At 70.1% G+C, this 20,136-nt stretch carries 18 protein-coding genes and 1 riboswitch; of the genes, 9 read left to right on the forward strand and 9 right to left on the reverse strand.

Going from position 1 to position 20,136, the window contains the following annotated elements; translation table 11 throughout:
- Positions 1–10: 10 nt before the first annotated feature.
- From SHK19_RS06670 to SHK19_RS06680, 3 genes are all read right to left on the reverse strand, one after another.
- Entirely contained in the window at positions 11–706 is a 696-nt protein-coding gene (locus tag SHK19_RS06670; RefSeq protein WP_322938185.1) for a hypothetical protein, read from the reverse strand.
- A 137-nt stretch (positions 707–843) separates the two neighbouring features.
- Positions 844–2,460 carry an MFS transporter gene (locus SHK19_RS06675; RefSeq protein ID WP_322457792.1) on the reverse strand — a complete coding sequence of 539 codons (1,617 nt, stop codon included), beginning with the start codon at positions 2,458–2,460 and terminating at the stop codon, positions 844–846.
- A 37-nt stretch (positions 2,461–2,497) separates the two neighbouring features.
- On the reverse strand, positions 2,498–3,103 hold the full coding sequence (locus SHK19_RS06680) for a TetR/AcrR family transcriptional regulator (protein WP_322457793.1): 606 nt from the start codon (positions 3,101–3,103) through the stop codon (positions 2,498–2,500).
- 179 nt (positions 3,104–3,282) lie between these two features.
- On the opposite strand from SHK19_RS06680, the gene ligA reads away from it, so the two are divergent.
- Entirely contained in the window at positions 3,283–5,376 is a 2,094-nt protein-coding gene (gene ligA, locus SHK19_RS06685) for an NAD-dependent DNA ligase LigA (protein WP_322938186.1), read from the forward strand.
- 17 nt (positions 5,377–5,393) lie between these two features.
- Entirely contained in the window at positions 5,394–5,969 is a 576-nt protein-coding gene (locus SHK19_RS06690) for a GNAT family N-acetyltransferase (protein ID WP_322457795.1), read from the forward strand.
- A gap of 6 nt (positions 5,970–5,975) precedes the next feature.
- Here SHK19_RS06690 and SHK19_RS06695 read toward each other — a convergent pair whose 3' ends face one another.
- Both SHK19_RS06695 and SHK19_RS06700 read right to left on the reverse strand, forming a co-directional pair.
- Positions 5,976–7,214 (reverse strand): RNA polymerase sigma factor, encoded by a 1,239-nt coding sequence (locus SHK19_RS06695; RefSeq protein WP_322938187.1) that lies wholly within the window; start codon positions 7,212–7,214, stop codon positions 5,976–5,978.
- A 7-nt stretch (positions 7,215–7,221) separates the two neighbouring features.
- Positions 7,222–7,578: a YciI family protein gene (locus SHK19_RS06700; protein WP_322457797.1), complete on the reverse strand. Its 357-nt coding sequence runs from the start codon at positions 7,576–7,578 to the stop codon at positions 7,222–7,224.
- A gap of 108 nt (positions 7,579–7,686) precedes the next feature.
- Between SHK19_RS06700 and SHK19_RS06705 the strand changes: the two genes are divergently transcribed.
- Positions 7,687–8,751 (forward strand): alpha/beta hydrolase family protein, encoded by a 1,065-nt coding sequence (locus SHK19_RS06705; protein ID WP_322457798.1) that lies wholly within the window; start codon positions 7,687–7,689, stop codon positions 8,749–8,751.
- Between the two features lie 25 nt (positions 8,752–8,776).
- Here the strand turns inward: SHK19_RS06705 and SHK19_RS06710 are convergent, their stop codons facing one another.
- The 4 genes from SHK19_RS06710 to SHK19_RS06725 form a co-directional block, all read right to left on the reverse strand.
- Positions 8,777–9,895: a hypothetical protein gene (locus SHK19_RS06710; RefSeq protein ID WP_322457799.1), complete on the reverse strand. Its 1,119-nt coding sequence runs from the start codon at positions 9,893–9,895 to the stop codon at positions 8,777–8,779.
- Positions 9,888–10,412, reverse strand: a complete 525-nt coding sequence (locus tag SHK19_RS06715; RefSeq protein ID WP_322938188.1) for a SigE family RNA polymerase sigma factor — start codon at positions 10,410–10,412, stop codon at positions 9,888–9,890. Before SHK19_RS06715 ends, SHK19_RS06710 begins: the two co-directional genes overlap by 8 nt.
- Positions 10,413–10,619: 207 nt before the next feature.
- The gene (locus SHK19_RS06720) at positions 10,620–11,834 is read right to left on the reverse strand and encodes a YwqG family protein (protein WP_322938189.1); all 1,215 of its coding nucleotides are present in this window, start codon (positions 11,832–11,834) and stop codon (positions 10,620–10,622) included.
- A gap of 118 nt (positions 11,835–11,952) precedes the next feature.
- Positions 11,953–13,467 (reverse strand): amino acid permease, encoded by a 1,515-nt coding sequence (locus SHK19_RS06725; protein ID WP_322938190.1) that lies wholly within the window; start codon positions 13,465–13,467, stop codon positions 11,953–11,955.
- A 64-nt stretch (positions 13,468–13,531) separates the two neighbouring features.
- Here SHK19_RS06725 and gatC point away from each other — a divergent pair, with 64 nt between their 5' ends.
- The 6 genes from gatC to SHK19_RS06755 all read left to right on the forward strand — a co-directional run bounded on the left by gatC (position 13,532) and on the right by SHK19_RS06755 (position 20,136).
- Positions 13,532–13,855, forward strand: a complete 324-nt coding sequence (gene gatC, locus SHK19_RS06730; protein ID WP_322938191.1) for an Asp-tRNA(Asn)/Glu-tRNA(Gln) amidotransferase subunit GatC — start codon at positions 13,532–13,534, stop codon at positions 13,853–13,855.
- Positions 13,852–15,381 carry an Asp-tRNA(Asn)/Glu-tRNA(Gln) amidotransferase subunit GatA gene (gene gatA / locus SHK19_RS06735; RefSeq protein ID WP_322938192.1) on the forward strand — a complete coding sequence of 510 codons (1,530 nt, stop codon included), beginning with the start codon at positions 13,852–13,854 and terminating at the stop codon, positions 15,379–15,381. Before gatC ends, gatA begins: the two co-directional genes overlap by 4 nt.
- Positions 15,378–16,880: an Asp-tRNA(Asn)/Glu-tRNA(Gln) amidotransferase subunit GatB gene (gene gatB, locus SHK19_RS06740; protein WP_322457805.1), complete on the forward strand. Its 1,503-nt coding sequence runs from the start codon at positions 15,378–15,380 to the stop codon at positions 16,878–16,880. Before gatA ends, gatB begins: the two co-directional genes overlap by 4 nt.
- 147 nt (positions 16,881–17,027) lie before the next feature.
- Positions 17,028–17,146, forward strand: a riboswitch (cobalamin riboswitch).
- A 69-nt stretch (positions 17,147–17,215) separates the two neighbouring features.
- On the forward strand, positions 17,216–18,382 hold the full coding sequence (locus SHK19_RS06745; RefSeq protein WP_322938193.1) for a hypothetical protein: 1,167 nt from the start codon (positions 17,216–17,218) through the stop codon (positions 18,380–18,382).
- A 4-nt stretch (positions 18,383–18,386) separates the two neighbouring features.
- On the forward strand, positions 18,387–18,995 hold the full coding sequence (locus tag SHK19_RS06750; RefSeq protein WP_322938194.1) for a hypothetical protein: 609 nt from the start codon (positions 18,387–18,389) through the stop codon (positions 18,993–18,995).
- A gap of 10 nt (positions 18,996–19,005) precedes the next feature.
- Positions 19,006–20,136: an energy-coupling factor transporter transmembrane component T gene (locus SHK19_RS06755; RefSeq protein WP_322457808.1), complete on the forward strand. Its 1,131-nt coding sequence runs from the start codon at positions 19,006–19,008 to the stop codon at positions 20,134–20,136.

Raw genomic sequence — 20,136 nt, forward strand, 5'->3', positions numbered from 1 at the left:
TCCCGTCCGGTCAGCGATAGGCGGTCCGGTCCACGCGGTCGTGGTAGTGGTGACCGATCTTGCCGCCGGTCATCGCGGCGAGCAGCGTGCCGACGAGCAGGGCGAGCCCGGTGATGATGCCGCCCCAGGTCGCCGTCTCGGTCGGGATGGGGATCCGCGGCAGGTCGACCCGGTCCAGCACGTTGTACTGGTCTCCGAAGACGACCCCGAGGATGACCGCCACGATGGTGACGAGCAGGCCGATGAGCCACACGGCCACTCCCTGCCGGGCTCCGTCGAAGCGAGACATCCGGCCGGCGACGTACCCGCCGAAGTAGTAGGCGATCATCATGACGACGACCACCGCGATCGCGGCAGCGAGTCCGATCGCCCCTGCCTCGCGCTGTGCCTGGTCCTGGGTCACCTCGGTCGCGGTACCGACAGCGGACGCGATCGCGCCGAGGATGCTGCTCAGCAGCACGGTGAGTGCGATGGCGACGAGCCAGCCTGCGATGGCCGCGCCGAGGTTGACGCCCCCGAACTTCTCGTGGGCGCGGTCGTGACCGGTGACCGCGGCGCGCTCGTCGACGTGCGCACCGGCGTTCGTGCGGTCGTGGTGGGCGTGCTCGGCTGAGTGGTCGTCGGCGTGGTCGTCGGCGTGGTCGCCGGCGTGGTCGTCGGCGTGGTCGCCGGAGTGGGTGTCACGGTGTCGGCTGAGGTGAACCACGGTCGTTGCCTCCTTCGGCAGTCCTCGATGGACCGGGGAGCGGTACCCCGGGAGCCGGGTAGCAACCCACCGGAAGACGTATGACGGCCCGCACCCCTGGTCTGGGGTGCGGGCCGCCGGAGCGTGGTCGCGGGGGGTCAGCCCACGTGCACGCCTTCGGGACCGTCCGTCGCCAGCTCGGTGTGCTTGACGTCGAGGAAGATCCAGATGATGGCCGAAGCGGCCAGCATCATGGCCGAGCCCACCAGGAACGCATGGGTTGCGCCCGAAGGGAAGGTGGCCGCGAAGATCGCCGGCTCGATCAGCTTGGGATCGTTCGCTGCCGCGGAGATCGGCCCCGCGACCTCGTCGTACCGGCTGTTGACGTAGTGCAGGGCGACCGTGCTGAGGGTGGCGAGCCCGAGGGCACCGCCGACCTGCTGCATCGTGTTGAGGACGCCCGAGCCGATCCCCGAGTCCTCCGTCTTCACGTGGTGCACCGCGGTGAGGGTCAGCGGCACGAACACCAGGCCCATGCCGACGGCCATCAGCGAGACGTACGGGAAGATGTCCGCCCAGTAGCTGACGTCGGCGCCGCCGTTGGCGAGCGCGTCGAACACGCCTGCCGGGGAGTCGTCGATGGAGATCCTGGAGAACATGAACAGCGCGATGGCGGCGAGGAGCGTGCCGGTGCCCGCGAGGTAACGCGGGTCGACCCGGCCTGCGAGGTTCGACGCCAGGGCCGCGCCGATCACGATGCCGAACGAGAACGGCAGGAACGCGAAGCCGGCCTCGAGCGGGCTGAAGCCCATGATCTGCTGGATGAACAGGCTCAGGTAGAAGAACATCGCGAACATCGCGGCGGGGGCGATCATCATCGCCACGAAGCTGGTGGCGCGGGTGCGGTTGGCGAAGATCCGCATCGGCAGCAGCGGGTGGTCGACCCGCGACTCGATGACGACGAACGCGATCAGCAGCACGGCGCCGGCGACCAGTGACCCGATCGTCTGCGTGTGGTCCCAGCCGTAGGCCGCCTCACCCGCCCGGGACAGACCGAACACGATGCCGAGCAGGCCGAGGGTGCCGGTGATGGCGCCGGGGACGTCGAGCCAGCCGGTGTGCTTCTCGGACTCCTTGAGGAATCGCGGAGCGGCGAAGGCAGCGAGCAGGCCGATCGGGACGTTGATGAGGAAGGTCAGCCGCCAGCCGTCGACACCGAGCGGCTGGTCGAGGCCGGTGAGCCAGCCACCGAGGATCAGGCCGATCGCCGCCCCGATCCCGGACATGGTGGCGTACGCCGCCATCGCGCGGTTGCGCTCCGGGCCGGCGGGGAACGTGGTGGTGATCAGCGCCAGCGCAGCAGGAGCGGCGAGCGCCGCGCCCACGCCCTGAAGGCCGCGCGACGCCAGCAGGAGCGCCTCGTTGGTCGCGAGGCCACCGAGCAGCGAGGCGACCGCGAAGACGGTGAGACCGATCATGAACAGGCGCCGCCGGCCGTAGAGGTCGCCGAGCCGACCGCCGAGCAGCAGCAGGCCGCCGAACGCGAGGGAGTAGCCGGTGACGATCCAGGTCAGGTTGGCCTGGGAGATGTCGAGGTCGGCCCCGATGTAGGGCAGTGCGATGTTGGCGATGGTCGCGTCGAGCACGACCATCAGCTGGGCGATGAGGATGAGCACGAGGGCGAGACCCGCGTGCGGGACCTTCGCCTTCTCCTGCTCCAGCGGCGCTTCCGGGGAGATCGTCCCCTCGGCACCGACCGAGTCGGTGTGGGTCATCTTGTTGGTTTCCTTGTTGTGTGGGTGTGGGTGTGGGTCAGCCGCGGGTCACGGCCGGGAGGATCAGCTGGTCGACCACCTTGGCGATCAGCTCGTCGGTCGGCGGGTCGCCGAGCAAGAAGGTGCGGTGCAGGACGATGCCGGGCAGGGCAGCGGCGACCAGCTCGAGGTCGAGGCCGTCCTTGAGCTCGCCGCGCTCCTGGGCGCGACGGAACATCTCGGTCGAGATCGCCTTCTTGGGCCCGATGAAGTCGCGGCGGAACGCCGCGGCGAACTCCGCGTCACGAGTCATGGCGGTGATCACGCTGCCGAGGATCGCGATCTGGCGGCTGTCGGTCAGGCCGCCCATGCCGCAGAACGCGCCGAGCAGGTCACCGCGGAGAGAGCCGGTGTCCGGTGCGGTCATCGGCTCCTTCTGGGAGGTGAGCGCGTCGATCACCAGCTGGGCCTTGCCGTTCCAGCGCCGGTAGAGGGTCGCCTTCGACGCCTTGGCCCGTGCGGCTACGGCGTCCATGGTGAGCCGGTCGTAGCCCACCTCGGCAAGGATGTCGATCGTCGCGTCGAGCACCTCCTGCTCACGTTCGCCTTCGACGCGCGGACGCGACTGGGCGTCGGCGGCCTGGGCGGCTTCAGTGGGGGACATCGGGCACCTCGCAGATGGAACGGTACGGTTTCGTTTCGTAGGACAGTACGGAACGGTTTCGTTTCACGCAAGTCATTTTCCGGGAATATTTCGCGATCACTCTCCAGACACCGGCCGAGCGGCGGTTGTGACAGCCGGTGTCGGCGCGCGCTGTCGGCCCGAACCGGCAAGATGTGCCCATGAGCGACTCGGTGCCCGCCGTACGAACCCCGTCCGCTGAGATCCGCGACGAGCACCAGCAGCTGGCGCAGGGGATCGAGGACGCGCGCTGGCGGTACTTCGTGCTGGACCAGCCGACGCTGTCCGACGCGGAGTACGACCTCAAGTGGCGCCGGATCAACGAGCTGGAGGAGGAGTACCCGGAGCTGCAGACCCCGGACAGCCCGACCCAGAAGGTCGGCGGCACCTTCTCGACCGAGTTCACCGCGGTCGACCACCTGCAGCGGATGGAGAGCCTCGACAACGCGTTCTCCTTCGACGAGCTCGAGTCCTGGTACAAGCGGCTGGCCCGTGACGGCGCCGGCGATGCGGCACTGCTGTGCGAGCTCAAGGTCGACGGGCTCGCGATCAACCTGCTCTACGAGAAGGGCCGCCTGGTGCGCGCGCTCACCCGCGGCGACGGGCGCACCGGCGAGGACGTCACGCCCAACGTCCGGACCATCGCCGACATCCCCGACCGGCTCGAGGAGAGCGACGACTACCCCGTGCCCGACCTGCTCGAGGCGCGCGGCGAGGTCTTCCTGTCGATCACCGCCTTCGACAAGCTCAACGAGTCGTTGGTCGAGGCCGGCAAGCCGATGTTCGCCAACCCGCGCAACTCGGCGGCCGGATCGCTGCGGCAGAAGGACCCGCGGGTCACCGCGAGCCGTGACCTCGGCATGGTGTGCCACGGGATCGGCGCCCGCAAGGGGTTCGAGCCGAGCGCACAGTCCGAGGCCTACGCGGCACTGCGTGCGTGGGGCCTGCCGACCAGCGATCGGGTGCGCGTGCTGGCGACGCTCGACGAGGTCAAGCAGTTCATCACCCACTTCGGCGAGCACCGCCACGACGTCACCGAGCACGAGATCGACGGCGTGGTGATCAAGGTCGACGACGTCGCGCTCCAGCGGCGGCTCGGGTCCACCAGTCGGGCTCCGCGATGGGCGATCGCGTTCAAGTACCCGCCCGAGGAGGTCAACACCAAGCTGCTCGAGATCCGGGTCAACGTCGGGCGCACCGGGCGGGTCACGCCGTACGGCGTCATGGAGCCCACCAAGGTCGCCGGCTCCACCGTCGAGCGGGCGACCCTGCACAACGCCTACGAGGTGAAGCGCAAGGACGTCCGCCCCGGCGACACGGTGATCCTGCGCAAGGCCGGCGACGTGATCCCCGAGATCCTCGGGCCGGTGCTGGCGCTGCGGCCCGACGACCTGCCGGAGTGGGTGATGCCGACCGAGTGCCCCTCGTGCGGCACTTCACTGGCCGAGCAGAAGGAGGGCGACAAGGACCTCCGCTGCCCGAACTCGCGCCTGTGCCGGGCCCAGGTCTACGAGCGGGTCTACCACGTGGCCAGCCGGGGCGCCTTCGACATCGAGGGCCTCGGGTCCGAGGCGGCCTACGCCCTCGTCGAGGCCGGCGTGGTCGCCAACGAGGGTGACGTGTTCTCGCTGGACCGCGACAAGCTGTTGCGGACGCCGCTCTTCACCCGGGCGCCGAAGAAGGGCGAGGAGGGGCCGCAGCTCAGCGCCAACGGCGAGGGCCTCCTCAACAACCTGCAGGCGCGCAAGAAGGTGCCGCTGTGGCGGGTGCTGGTCGCGCTCTCGATCCGCCACGTCGGGCCGACCGCCGCCCGGGCGCTGGCCACCGAGTTCGAGTCGATGGACGCCATCCGCTCGGCGAGCGAGCAGAAACTCGCGGCGGCAGAGGGGGTGGGTCCGACCATCGCCGAGGCGGTCATCGAGTGGTTCGGCGTCGACTGGCACGTCGAGATCGTCGACAAGTGGGCCGCCGCCGGCGTCGCCATGGCCGACGAGCGCGACGCGTCGATCGCCCGCACCCTCGAGGGACTGACCGTGGTCGTCACCGGGTCGCTCCAGGATTTCAGTCGGGACTCGGCGAAGGAGGCGATCATCGCCCGGGGCGGCAAGGCGGCCGGTTCGGTGTCGAAGAACACCGACTACGTCGTCATCGGTGACAATGCCGGCTCCAAGGCAGACAAGGCCGAGCAGCTCGGCGTACCCATGCTCGACGAGGACGGCTTCAAGGCGCTGCTGGAGCGCGGGCCGCAAGGCTGACCGAGACGGAGGCACGGATGAGCGACTGGGAGATCCGCCCGCTGGACCCCTCCACCTGGGAGGCGTTCGCTGCGCTGGTTGTCAAGCACAACGGCATCTTCGGCGGCTGCTGGTGCACCTATTTCCACCAGGGGATGTGTGAGGGGCTGGGGGAGAGCTACGAGGGCAACCGCGCGGCGAAGGAGCGGCTCGTCCGCGCGGGGCAGACCCACGCCGCGCTGGTCTTCGACGGCGACGCGGCCGTCGGATGGGCCGAGTTCGGCAGTCCCGACGAGCTGCCCAACATCCACCACCGCAAGCAGTACGACGCCGTCGGCGATCCGCCGCCCGACTACCGGATCACCTGCATCTTCGTCGACCGCGACTACCGGCGCCGCGGCCTCGTCTCGGTGGCCCTGCAGGGTGCGCTCGACCTGATCGCGACCGCCGGGGGCGGCGTCGTGGAGGGCTATCCCCACGACACCGCGGGGCAGAAGCGGAAGTCCTCGTCGTTCCTCTACAACGGCACCCGAGCGGTCTACGAGCGAGCCGGGTTCACGTTCGTCCGGACCAAGGGCAAGGGCAACACCGTCATGCGGACGGTCGTCGGCTGACGGCTGTCACGAGCCGTCCGTGAGCGGATGCCGACGCAGCCGGGTCTGGATCAGCCGGCGCTCGGCGTCGTTGCTGGTGAGCTCGAGCGCGCGGCGATCGGCCGCTTCGGCGCCATCGTCACGGCCGTTCAACCGGAGCAGCTCGGCGCGAGCGGCGTGCCAGAGGTGGTAGCCGGCCAACTGGGGCTCGAGGGTGTCGAGGTCGGCGAGGGCGACGGCGGCCTGTCGGGGACCGAGTTGGGCCAGCGCGATCGCACCGTTGAGGCGGACGACCGGAGACGGGTCTTCGCGGATGAGGACCCCGTAGAGGGTGACGATCTGCAGCCAGTCGGTCCCCTCCCACGAAGGCGCCTCCGCGTGACACATCGCGATCGCGGCCTGCAGCTGGTAGCGACCTGGCGAGCGCAGCGACGCCGCGCGTTCGAGGTGCTCGCCGGCGCGCTTGATCGCGGTTCCGTCCCAGAGCGAGCGGTCCTGGTCGCGGAGCAGCACCAGGTCGCCGGTGGCCGTGAACCGGGCGGCGGCGCGACCGTGCTGGATCCGCAGCAGGGCGGCCAGGCCCCACGCCTCGGCGCGCTCGGGCAGGCTGCGGGCGACGAGCTCGGAGAGCCAGGCCGCGTCGGCACCGAGGTCGCGGTCATGGGTGCTCCCCGTGGAGGAGACGAACGCTTCGTTGTAGGCGAGGTAGACGACCGCGAGCACGTCGGCGAGCCGCTCGTCGAGGTCGTCGGGCACCTTGAGCTCGATACGCGCGGCAACGATCTTGCGCTTGGCCCGGACGATCCGCTGCGCGAGCGTCTGCTCGTTGACGAGGAACGCGCGAGCGATCTGGGGTGTCGTGAGACCGATGACGGCCCGCAGGGTCAGCGCCAGGCGGGCGTCGGGCGCCAGCGCCGGGTGGCAGCAGGCGAAGAGCAACGGCAGCCGGTCGTCCGCGTCGTGGAGGGCGCCTCCGGCGAACGGCGGCGCGTCGCCTGGAGGACCGGCAAGTCGCTCGGTCGCGCGCGCCTGGCGACCGCGCGCCCGCAGCAGGTCGAGCGCGTTGCGCTGGGCCGCCGTCATGAGCCAGGCGCCGGGTCGGCGCGGCGTACCGTCGCGCCGCCACTGGGTGAGCGCTTCGACCACGGCGCCCTGCACCGCCTCCTCGGCGACATCGAAGTCGCCGAAGCGGCGGTAGAGGGCGGTGACCAGGCGGCCCGACTCATCGCGGATCGTGGCCGCCAGCAGCCCGTCGCTGGTCGTCACGCGGTGGTCATTCGAACTGGCTGTAGTCCTCGACCATCGGCCGGATCTCGACGGCGACACCGGGCAACGTCAGCTGCGGCCAGGTCTTGACCAGCGCGATCGCGGCGTCCATGTCGGGTACGTCGATCACGCTGAACCCGCCGACGACCTCCTTCGCCTCGTTGAACGGACCATCGACGACGACGCCACCGTGCTTCACGGTGGTCGCGGTCTCGATCGACTGCAGCTCCGCGCCGGTGTCAGCGAACACCGCGCCGTTCTCCTGGAACCAGGCGTAGACCTTGCCGTAGACCGCCTGGGTCTCCTCCTCGCTCACGCCGGCGAGCTGGGCGGGGTCGTGGGTGAACATCAACACGTACTTCATCTCGAGTTCCTTTCCTCGTGGAGTGGATCCTGCACCCCTTCGTCGCCGCGCACCCAGCGAAATCGACAGCCTTCCCGAACTTTTTCTGCCGGGTTGCAGACTGGAGGGATGAAGCGTCTCCTGGCCGCGGCGGCGTGCTGCGTGTTCGTGCTGGGCGGGTGCACCGATCCCGGCTCCGAGCCGTCGGACGCCAGCCCGAACCCAGCGCCGGCACCGGAGGCCAGTGACGAGGCGACAACGGCCGCGCCGTCCGATGCGGCGACGGAGCCCACGGAGCAACCGACGGAGCCGACCGAGCCCCCGCACCCGGTGTCCCTGCCCGCCCTCAGCGCCAAGGAGTACGACGGCGCGCGGCTCCGCCTCGGCACCGAGGTCTACTCGACCTCGACCCAGCGCCAGTACGAGGTCACCTACCGGGGCAGCGGGCTGACCCTCTCCGGGCGGATCGCCATCCCCGAAGGAGACGGGCCGTTCCCGGCGATCGTGCTCGCCCACGGCTACATCGACCCGGCCTACTACGTGAACGGCCAGGGGATGACCCGCGAGCGCGAGTGGTTCGCCAACCAGGGCTACATCGCACTGCACGTGGACTACCGCAACCACGCGGGGTCCGACGACACCCGCATCGGGGAGGCGGACCTCCGGATGGGCTACACGGAGGACGTCATCAACGCCGTGCTCGCCCTCCGCGCGTGGGACGGTCCGGTCGACGACGAGCGGATGGCCGTCGGCGGCCGGTCGATGGGCGGCGGTGTCGTCTACAACGTGCTCGTCGCTCAGCCCGGCCTCGTCGACGCCGGCGTGGTCTGGGCGCCGGTCAGCTCCGACGCGGTCGACAACTACGAACGCTGGATCGCTCACGACCCCGGCCGGCAGGACATCGTCGGCGCGATCGACCGGCTCTACGGACTGCCGCGCGACAACCCGGAGTTCTGGGACGGCATCAGCGCCCGCACCTACTTCGACCAGATCACCGAGCCGGTGCTGATCCACCACGGGACCCTCGACGACACCTGCCCGCTGCGGTGGAGTCGTGAGACCGCTCGGCTGATGGAGCGGGACGGGGTAGACGTGACCCTCGCCGAGTATCCCGGCGAGGGCCACGCCTTCGGCCCCCAGTTCTTCGCCTCGATGGAGCGCACCGGGCGCTACCTGCGCCAGCACCTCCGTTAGCAGGCCTCCTTGCGCGAGACGCCGGTCAGGACTCGTAGAGCCGACCGCCGACCTTCAGGTCTTCGGCATCTGCCGCGGGCGGCTTGTTGAACGGCTCCGACGTGCAGTCGCCGGTCGCGGAGTCGCAGGTGACGATCTCGTCCTCGCCGACGTTGAACATGTCGCCATCCGCCGTCCACCCCCAGTCGAATGCCGGGCCGGACAGTGTCACCGACGAGCCGGTCGCGACGTCGAACACCTCGAACTCCATCTCGCTCGCGGGGCCCGCCTCGAACATCTCGCCTTCCTCGTCCACCAGCTGCGCGTAGCGGCCGTCCGGTGACAAGTCGAGGTAGCCCGCCTTGTTGACGCTGAGGAGCACGTCGCCGGTCGACGCGTCGACCAGCGTCGGGTGACCACCGACCTCGGTAGAGACCCTTCCGTCGGCGACCTCCCACGCGCTCGGGCTCTCGGACGGGCGGACTGTGCCGGCCTTCCAGTCGACCTCGGAGATGGCGTTCTCGTAGCCGTTCTGGACGTAGACGGTGTCGCCATCGATCGAGACCGGGAACCAGCCCTCCGACGTCGGCCCCACCGTCACGCGCGCCTCCTCCGCGTTCGCGGTGACGTCGTACACCACCACCTGGAGCTCGCCGTCCACCGCCTCCCCGTAGGCGATGTACGGCTGGTCGACATCGCTCGCGTGGACGGTCTCCTCGGTCACGAGGTCGAGCCGCTGCACCTCCCCGGCGGGCGTAATCAGCGAGAAACGCTGGGGTCCCCCGCCGTCGCTGTTCGGGTTGTTGCCGTGGCGGACCACCACGCCGGCGGAGGTGTAGAACATCGACTTCACGGCCTTGTCATCGATCTCCGCCTGGTGGCCGGGACCGTCGTAGAACACCTGGTTGCCGTAGGAGAAGACGGCGTTCCCGCCGACGGGCTGTGCGGCGGCGTCGTTGGCGCCCTGGTCGGTGTCGTCCCCAGCAGTGAGCGCGACGACGGAGCCACCGACCACGAGGGCGGCCGCCAGGCCGGCGCCGGCCGCCGTCATCCGGTTGCGGCGGCGGAAGCTGCGTCCCTGCCGCAGCACGGAATCGGTGGGCGGCGGCGGGACGGCGAGGTCGTGGGCCTCGCTGTCCAGCAGCTGCTTGAGTCGTTCAGTCATTGTTCGCTCCTGCCGGGATGACGCTGTCGCCGAGCAGTGCTCGAAGCTTGGACAGCGCTTCCGAGGTCTGGGACTTCACGGTGCCTTCTGTGATCGCGAGGGCGTGCGCCACCTGGGCGACGCTGAGGTCCTCGTAGTAACGCAGTACGACGACCGCACGCTGCCGTGGCGGTAGGGTGCCGAGCGCGTCGATCACGGTCCGCCGGTCGCTCAGGTCGGTCTCGAGACGTGAGGTGTGCGCGGTCTCGGGGAGCACCTCGGTCGGACGCTCGTTGCGCCAGCCCTTCTTGCGGAACCAGGAGGCCGCGGTGTTGACCAGCGTGGTCCGTGCGTAGCCGGGCGCGGCCTCGACGCTGCGCACCTTCCGCCAATTCGCGTAGGTCTTGGCCAGCGCCGTCTGCACGAGGTCCTCCGCCTCGGCTGGGTCGCCGAGCATCAGGTAGGCCGTGCGGTAGAGGCTCGCCCAGCACGCATGCACGAGCTCGGCGAACTCCTCATCGGTCGGTGGTCGCGTCATCCACTCACCCTCTCCTCGTCGGTCACCTTGTCAGATGCGACGGCACCTCGAAGAGGTTGGACGGCGTCCCACCGGACCTTGGGGACCCGTTCGCAGCATGGTCGGGGGGTTCGCCTCGACGGCGTTCTGTCCGCGCGGGCCTCGGACGGTCCGCCCGCGTGAGGTCCGTTGCTTCCCTGCCCGGTGGAGGTCGTTAGCGACTTGCGGTCAGCCGCACTGCCAGGTGAACAGCGCGTCTTGAGGGCGTTGGATGTCGCGGACGAGGTAGTAGAGCTGTCCGACGTCGCCCCACATCAGGTCAGGATCGACCTCGTCATCAGTTGCGACCTGCAGAAGCAGCTGCCATTCGGAGGCCGTCGACTGGACGTCGGGGTCGGCCCAAACGAATGGCTCACCTGCGATCCCACGACGCAGCTGCTCAACCTCGAGCTCTACCGGCCCCTGTTGTGGGCACGCATGTCCACCGATCTGGTGAGTGTCGTATCCGCCGCCCGGCAGTTCCCACAGGGCCGCGTACAGGGCCTCCACCGGAGCTGCTGACACGCCGCCTCGTGGGCCGTTCAGCCCGGCTCTGGTCCAGACTGCTTCCGCTGTCGGTGTCTCCCGGGACGGCCATGTCACCGTCCTCACCGCCGTGAGCGCTATTGGGTTGAACGGTCGCAGACCCGGCGGCGGTGGAGTTGCCGCGTTGGTGATGGCGGCTGGTGAGCTCTCCTCCGGGTGCAGGTGCAGTACCCGGAACCCGGGACTGCTCGAAGGATCGCCGGCAAACACGGTGCTCGCGTAGTTGTCGTAGGTGCCGTCGAAGTAGAAGAACGCGAGCCTCCCGGTGGCCGGTAGACCGAGCTCGGGGAGGAGCTGCGAGACGGGTTCGCAATCGAAGCTGAGGACGTGGCTCAGGGGCCCGTGTCCTACCCACACCGGCCAGGAGTTGACCGGCAGAGTCGGCAAGCCACCGAGCTGGGCGATCACGGGATCGCTCTCGCCTGCATGTTCAAGGCGGAGGGCGGGTCGAAGCAAGGCAAGAAACGCTTGCGCGGCCTCCTCAGGTAAGTGCTCGCGGGCGAGGTCGGTCACGATGCCGAGACGCTCTTCGGACTCGTCCCCGGCCTGATGCGGACCAGAAGCGGCGACTTCTGGCTCGATCGCCGCGATCTCCTCAACCTCGCCGCCAGGCGTCGCGTGCATCGTTACCGTCGAGGTCACGCCGTGGATGTCTGTGAACTCCAGCGTCGCGTGCAGCGAGCCGTCCGCCGCCAGGTGGATCCCTCTCGTCCGTGCCGCCGCGGTGGTCGGACGTCCCTGGCTGAGCAGTGGGACGTCCTGAAGTGCATTCTCGCGGTGCGCCCGGAACCGTCGCTGAACCTCGCCCTCCAAGGCAGCGCGCCGAGCCATCAGCTCGTCGTAACGATCGCCAGACACGATCGCTTCTTACCACGCCAAGAGTCAGCAGTGACCCTTGCACCCGGCCAGCGGCAGTAGGTGCGGCTCCAGCGCACGCAGGGCGACACTTGCGTGCGGTCACGCGACCTGCGGACGGTCACGCAACCTCGTGAGTCTCGCTCTCCGCGGCTTGGCGACGTCCGAGCCGGCTGTGGGTGCGGCCGTAGAAGGCGTAGACCACGATGCCGATGGCCATCCACACCAGGAACCGCACCCAGGTGCCGCCGGTGAGGTTGAGCATCAGGTAGAGGCATAGAAGCGCCGACGCGGCCGCCACGACGTAGACGGCCGGCGTCCGGAACGACCGCGGCAGGTCGGGTCGGGTACGACGCAGCACCACCACGCCGAGGCTGACCAGCACGAAGGCGAAGAGAGTGCCGATGCTGACCAGGTGGACCAGCGTCTCGAGATCGACCAGGCCGCCGATGATCGCGACCGCGACACCGGTGATCGCGGTGATCACCCACGGCGTGCGGAACGTCGGGTGCACCTTGGCCAGGACGGGCGGCAGCAGGCCGTCGCGCGCCATCGCGAAGCCCACCCGCGTCTGGCCCAGCATCAGGATCATCACGACGACGATCAGGCCGATGCAGGCGCCGATCGCGATCAGCCGTCCCATCCAGTCCATGCCGACCGAGTCGAACGCGGTGGCCAGCGGGGCGGCGTCCTTGGCCCCGATGTCGGAGTAGTTCTGCATGCCGGTGATCACCAGGCTGACCGCGATGTAGAGGAGCGTGACGATCGCCAGCGAGCCGAGGATGCCGCGGGGCACGTCGCGCTGTGGGTTGCGGGCCTCCTCGGCGGTCGTCGCCAGGATGTCGAAGCCGATGAACGCGAAGAACACGATCGAGGCGCCCGAGATGACGCCGGCGATGCCGTAGACGGCCGGGTCGAGGCCGAAGAGGCTGCTGATCAGCGTGGTGTCCATGAAACCGGCCTCGGTGTCCGGGGCAGGCTTGGACTCGGGGACGAAGGGGGAGTAGTTGTCGAAGTCGATGTGGGAGACGCCGAACAGGATGACGGCGGCGATCACGAGCAGCTTGACCGCGACGATGACCTGGTTGAGCCGGCTCGAGAACTTGATGCCGGCGATCAGCACGCCCGTCACCAGCAACGCGATCAGCACGGCGGGCAGGTCGACGGTGCCGCCCGCCGCTGACCCGACCTGAGCCGGAACCTCGAACGGAGTGCCCTCCACGACCTCCTGGAAATAGCCGGAGAAGCTGGTCGCGAGGGCGGCCGCGCCGATCGTGAACTCCAGCACCAGGTCCCAGCCGATGATCCAGGCGATCAGCTCGCCGAAGGTCGCGTAACTGAAGGTGTAGGCGCTCCCGGCGACCGGCACCGTCGACGCGAACTCGGCGTAGCAGAGCGCGGCGAGAGCGCAAGCCAGGCCCGCGATCGCGAACGAGATCGTGATCGCGGGACCGGCGTTGGTCTTCGCCACCGTGCCGGTGATCACGAAGATGCCGGCCCCGATGATCACCCCGATGCCGAACACGATCAGGTCGATGACGCCGAGGTCCTTCTTGAGCTTGTGCTCCGGCTCGTCGGTCTCTGCGATCGACTGCTCGACGGTCTTGGTGCGCAGCAGGCTGGCGCGCAGGTTCATGGGTGTCTCCTTCGGTCCCGAGCCCGACATCTGTGTACCCAATCCCAACCATAGGATGTCCCTCATGCCTGATCGCCCTGCTGAGCCTGTCGAAGCAATCTCCCGTGACGAGGTGGCGCGCCTGGCCGACCTCGCGCGGATCGACCTCGACGAGGCCGAACTGGACCACCTGGCCCCGCAGCTCGCAGTGATCCTCGAGTCGGTCGCGTCGATCCGTGGGGTCGCCGGCGACGACGTACCGCCGACCTCGCACCCGATCCCGCTGGCCAACGTGTTCCGCGAGGACGTCGTGGTGCCCGGCCTCACCGCCGAGGAAGCACTGGCGGGCGCCCCGGCGAGCGAGAACGGCCGGTTCTCGGTGCCGCGGATCCTGGGGGACGAGCAGTGAGCAACGACTGGACCCGGAGGACAGCCGCCGAGCTGGCCGAAGCGCTCGCCGCGGGCGAGGTGACCTCGGTCGAGCTGACGCGGGCCCACCTCGACCGGATCGCAGCCGTGGACGGTGACGCGACCTCCGGCATCCACGCCTTCCTCCACGTCGACACCGAGGGCGCGCTCGCCCAGGCGGCAGCGTCCGACGAGCGGCGCGCCGGCGGCACCCCGCTCCACCCGCTCGACGGGGTGCCGATCGCGGTCAAGGACGTGCTCACCACGAAGGGTCTGCCGACCACCTGTGGGTCGAAGATCCTTGAAGGCTGGGTCCCGCCGTACGACGCGACGGTCGTGCGCAGGCTCAAGGCGGCCGGCCTGCCGATCCTCGGCAAGACCAACATGGACGAGTTCGCCATGGGCAGCTCCACCGAGCACTCGGCCTACGGCCCGACCCGCAACCCGTGGGACCAGACCCGGATCCCGGGTGGTTCGGGCGGCGGCTCGGCAGCCGCCGTCGCGTCCTTCGAGGCGCCGTTCGCGATCGGCACCGACACCGGCGGCTCGATCCGGCAGCCCGGCGCGGTGACCGGCACGGTCGGCGTGAAGCCGACGTACGGCGCGGTGTCGCGGTACGGCCTGATCGCGCTCGCCAACAGCCTCGACCAGGCAGGACCAGTCACCCGGACCGTGCTCGACGCCGCGTTGCTGCAGGAGCTGATCGGCGGGCACGACCCGCTCGACTCGACCTCGGTCGACCAGCCGCTGCCCTCTCTCGTCGACGCAGCCCGGCAGGGTGCGACCGGAGACCTGACCGGCGTCCGGATCGGCGTGGTCTCCGAGATGTCGGGTGAGGGCTGGCAGCCCGGCGTGATGGCCCGCTTCCAGGAGTCGGTCGACCTGCTGGTCAAGGCCGGCGCCGAGGTGGTCGAGGTCTCCTGCCCGAGCTTCGTGCACGCGCTCGCGACGTACTACCTGATCCTCCCGGCGGAATGCTCCTCCAACCTCGCCAAGTTCGACGCCATGCGCTACGGCCTGCGCGTCGTACCCGATGGCAACCCCAGCGCTGAAGACGTCATGAGGGCCACCCGCGACGCCGGCTTCGGCGACGAGGTGAAGCGCCGGATCATCCTCGGCACCTACGCGCTCTCGAGCGGCTACTACGACGCCTACTACGGCCAGGCGCAGAAGGTGCGCACGCTGATCAGCCGCGACTTCGAGGCGGCGTTCGAGCGGGTCGACGTCCTCGTCTCGCCGACCGCGCCGACGACGGCGTTCGAGCTGGGGGAGAAGCTCGACGACCCGCTGGCGATGTACCTCAACGACCTCGCCACGATCCCTGCCAACCTCGCCGGCACTCCGGGCATCTCGGTGCCGGCCGGGCTCGCCGAGGAGGACGGGCTGCCGGTCGGGTTCCAGATCCTCGCCCCGGCCCTGGCCGACGACCGGTGCTACCGCGTCGGCGCCGCGCTCGAGGCGTTGCTGACCGCCGAGTGGGGCGGGCCGCTGCTCGACCGCGCGCCGGCCCTGGAGGAGACCCGATGACCGATCATCAGGGCACGCTGGTGCCGTTCGACGACGTGCTCGCGTCGTACGACCCGGCGCTCGGCCTCGAGGTCCACGTCGAGCTCAACACGCTGACCAAGATGTTCTGCGGCTGTCCGACGGAGTTCGGCGCCGCGCCGAACACCCAGGTCTGCCCGACCTGCCTCGGCCTCCCCGGCTCGATGCCGGTCGTCAACGGCAAGGCCGTCGAGTCGGCGATCCGGATCGGGCTGGCACTCAACTGCGAGATCGCGGAGTGGTGCCGGTTCGCCCGGAAGAACTACTTCTACCCGGACATGCCGAAGAACTTCCAGACCTCGCAGTACGACGAGCCGATCTGCTTCGAGGGCTTCATGGATGTCGACGTCGACGGGGAGACCTTCCGCGTCGAGATCGAGCGCGCGCACATGGAGGAGGACACCGGCAAGTCGCTGCACGTCGGTGGCGCGACCGGTCGGATCCACGGCGCCGACTACTCGCTCGTCGACTACAACCGGGCCGGCATCCCCCTCATCGAGATCGTCACCAAGCCGATCACCGGTGCGGGAGCGAAGGCGCCCGACGTGGCGCGGGCGTACGTCGCCCAGCTCCGCGACCTGATCATCGCGCTCGGGGTCTCGGACGCCCGGATGGAGCAGGGCTCGATCCGCGCGGACGTCAATCTGTCGCTCGCTCCGAAGGGGTCCGGCGTTCTCGGCACCCGCACGGAGACCAAGAACGTCAACTCGCTGCGCTCCGTCGAGCGTGCCGTGCGCTACGAGATGTCCCGGCACGCCGCGGTCCTCGACGGGGGCGAGCGGATCCTCCAGGAGACCCGGCACTGGCACGAGGACACCGGCGTCACGACGTCGGGCCGGGAGAAGTCCGACGCCGAGGACTACCGCTACTTCCCCGAGCCCGACCTGGTGCCGGTCGCCCCGACGCGGGAGTGGGTCGAGGAGCTGCGGGGGACGCTGCCGGAGAACCCCACCGCGAAGCGGGCCCGGCTGCAGGCGGAGTGGGGGTTCTCCGACCTCGACATGCGCGACACCGTCGGTGCCGGAGCTCTCCTCCTGGTCGAGGAGACCGTTGCCGCGGGCGCGTCCCCCCAGGCGGCGAGGAAGTGGTGGCTCGGTGAGCTCGCGCGTCGCGCCAACGACACCGACGCCGCGATCGACGCGCTGGGCGTGACTCCCGCCGACGTGGCCGCGGTGCAGCGGCTGGTCGACGCGAAGACCATCAACGACAAGCTCGCGAGGTCCGTCTTCGAAGGCCTGTACGCCGGCGAGGGCACCCCCGAGCAGATCGTCGAGCGGCGCGGCCTCGCGGTCGTATCCGACGACGGCGCCCTGTCCGCCGCGGTCGACAACGCCATCGCCGCCAACCCCGACGTGGCCGACAAGATCCGCGACGGCAAGGTCGCCGCTGCCGGTGCCCTCATCGGCGCTGTGATGAAGGAGATGCGCGGTCAGGCCGATGCCGGACGGGTGCGTGAGCTGATCCTCGAGAAGCTCACCTGATTTTTCCGCGAATCGGGGGACTTCGCCCGTCGAATCGGGGGACTTCGCCCGTCGAACAGGCCGGACTCGCCCGGTCAACTCACCCGATTCGACGGCGCATCTGGACGGATTCGCGGGAGGTCCGCACACGGGTCTAGGCTGCCAGCACCAATCAAATACGCCCGTGGTGGGGGAAGCCGGTCGAATTCCGGCGCTGACCCGCAACCGTAGGCCGCACTCTCGGGAGTACGGCGAGCCGGAGCACCTGTCGCGGAGCGTTCTGACACCAGCGCTGTCGTGGAAAGCAGCGGGTCGGACGGTTCCCGCCCCTCCCGTTGTCGCAGCGGGAAGGAACCATGTCTACGCATCACCGCCCGGTCCATCGCATCCGCCGGGTCCTCGCCGTCAGCGTCGGCGGCCTCGCCGTCCTGACCTCCCTCGCCGCATGCGGCGACGAGGACGAGAGCTCGAGCGAGCCCGACTCCGGAGCGCTCACCAGCAGCCGGGTGACCGAGTCGGCCACCGCCGGCGCGGCCTGGCTCGACGGTCAGCTGACCGACGGAGTCCTCTACAACGACCAGTACCAGGTCAACGACTACAGCACGACCGTCGAGCTGGCGTACGCCCTGATGGCGGTCGACGTCGAGCTCGCCGAGAGCGACAACACCGGGCTCGACGAGATCACCGCCGCCCTCGAGGCCGGCATCGAGGAGTACGCGACCCCCGGCAAGGAGATCTACGCCGGCTCGCTGGCCAAGCTCACCTCCTACGCGACCGACACCGGCGCCGACCCTAGAGACTTCGGCGGCGTCGACGTGGTCGGTGCGCTCGAGGAGCAGACCGCCGACGACGGCACGACCGCAGGACGGATCAGCGACGTCAGCGAGTACGGCGACTACGCCAACTCGTTCGGGCAGGCGTGGGCCGTGCGCGGACTGACCAACGCCGACTCCGCGGAGGCAGCTGCGGCACGCGACTTCCTGCTGCTCCAGCAGTGCGAGGACGGCTACCTCCGACAGGACTTCTCCGCCCCGGGGGCGAAGGACCAGAGCTGTGACGCGGCCGGCGGCGAGGCGTCGACGGACGCGACCGCGCTGGCCGTCGTCCTGCTCCACGACGTGGCGGAGGACGAAGCCGAGCTGGCCGCAGCCCTCGACGCCGCCGTCGCCTGGCTGGTCTCGGAGCAGGCCGAGGACGGCTCGTACGTCGGCAGCAGCCAGCTGCCCACCAACAGCAACAGCACCGGTCTCGCCGGCTGGGCGCTGCAGCTGGCCGGTGAGGACGAGGCGGCAGCGGCGGCCGCCGAGTGGGTGCTCGCCCACCAGGTGCCGGAGGACTGCAGCGGCCTGCTCGCCGACGCCGCCGGTGCCATCGCCTACGACGAAGCCGCCCTCTCCGCGGCCGCCGCCAAGGGGATCACCGTGAAGACCGCCTACCAGTGGCGGCTGGCCACCGCGCAGGCCGTGCCTGCGCTCCTGGCGACACCCGACGGCGCGGAGCCCGCAGCGTGCCCCACCTCCTGAGCCGATGACGCGAGGCGCCGGTGCTGCTGCCGTCGTGACCTTCCTGGTCGCGACGGCAGCAGCGGTGCCGGTGTCCCCGGCCCTCGCGGAGGCCGGCGAGACCGGGTGCGACGCTGGCGTGGTCGTCGTCGTCGACGCCAACGAGCTCGGAGGTGAGCCGCAGACCGTGTGTGCGGCCGATCCCGCCACCGCCTCGGCCCTGTTCCCCGACGCGGGCTTCCCCTTGGAGTACCAACCGCAGCTCCAGGACTTCGTCTGCAGGGTCGACGGCCTCCCGACCGACCGGCCGTGCACGGACGGAGACTCGTACTGGAGCCTGTGGTGGGCCGAGCCGGGCGGCGACTGGGTCTACTCCACCCTGGGTGTGGGGTCCCTCGAGGTCCCGGCCGGCGGGTCCGTCGGCTTCGCGTGGCACGAGGGCGAGGGCGATGCCACCCCACCCGACGTCGAGGTCACCGAGCCCGGCGCGATCGACGCTGCGCCGGCCCCGGATGCCGAGCCAGAGACGACCGACGACGATTCCGACTTCCCCCTGTGGCTGGCGGGCCTGCTGGCGGCAGGTGTGCTCGGCGCGGCGGGCGTCGTTGCCCTGGCGCGGCGGCGGGTGCGATGAGGCAGGTGCGATGAGGCTCCCACGAGACCTCCATCCCGTCGCCTGGTGGTGCTGGGCCGTCGGTCTCGCTGTCGGAGCGTCCTGCACGACCAATCCCTTCCTCCTCTGCCTGCTGCTGGCGGTCACCACGATCACCGTCTTCACCTGCCGCGGCGACCAGCCGTGGGCCCGGTCCTTCCGGCTCTACCTGTGGCTCGGCCTCGTGGTGCTGGTCGTCCGGGTGCTGTTCCGGGTGCTCGTCGGCGGCAACGACGCCGGTCACGTGCTGCTCTCCCTGCCGGAGATCCCGTTGCCGGACTGGGCGGCGGGCATCAACCTGCTCGGCCCGTTCAGCCGCGAGGAGCTGCTGGCGGCGGTCTACGAGGGACTGCGGCTGGCGACGTTGCTGATCGCGGTCGGTGCGGGCAACGCACTGGCCAACCCCAAACGGCTGATGAAGTCGCTGCCGCCGGCGCTCTACGAGATCGGCACGGCGATGGTCGTGGCGATCTCGGTGATCCCGCAGCTGGCCGACAGCGCCCGACGGGTGCGCGCTGCGCAGCAGCTGAGGGGCGGTGAGCCGGGGCGGGGTCGTCGGATGCGGAGCGTGCGGCGCCTCCTGGTGCCGATCCTGGAGGACGCGTTCGAGCGGTCCCTGTCGCTCGCCGCCGGCATGGACGCGCGTGGCTACGGCCGCAGCGGTACGGCGACCGCCGGTCAGCGTCGTGGCACGGGAGCGGTGATGATCCTCGGGCTGATCGGCATCTGCGTCGGCGTCTATGCCTTCCTCGACTCGACCGCCCCGCGGGTGCTGGCATGGCCGATGCTGGCGCTGGGGACGGCCGCGGCGTTCGCGGGCTTCGTGCTCGCCGGGCGCCGGGTCCAGCGGTCGCGCTACCGGCCGCAGCGCTGGCGGTCGGCGGAGGTGCTCGTCGCGCTGTCCGGCGGCGTCGTCGGTGCCGGGCTCTGGCTGGTCCAGCGCGCCGACCCGATGGTGGCCCACCCGGGGGTGCTCGCCGTACCCGAGCTCAGCCCGGGGGCGGTCGTCGCGGTCCTCGTCGGGATCGCGCCCGTCTTCGTCGCACCACCGCCGTTGACCGCCCAGAACCGCGCCCCCGTCCTGCCGGAGCCTGTCGACGAGCCGGCAAGAGTGGTGGTCTGA

Source organism: Nocardioides bizhenqiangii, assembly GCF_034661235.1.
GTDB classification, from domain to species: Bacteria; Actinomycetota; Actinomycetes; order Propionibacteriales; family Nocardioidaceae; genus Nocardioides; species Nocardioides bizhenqiangii.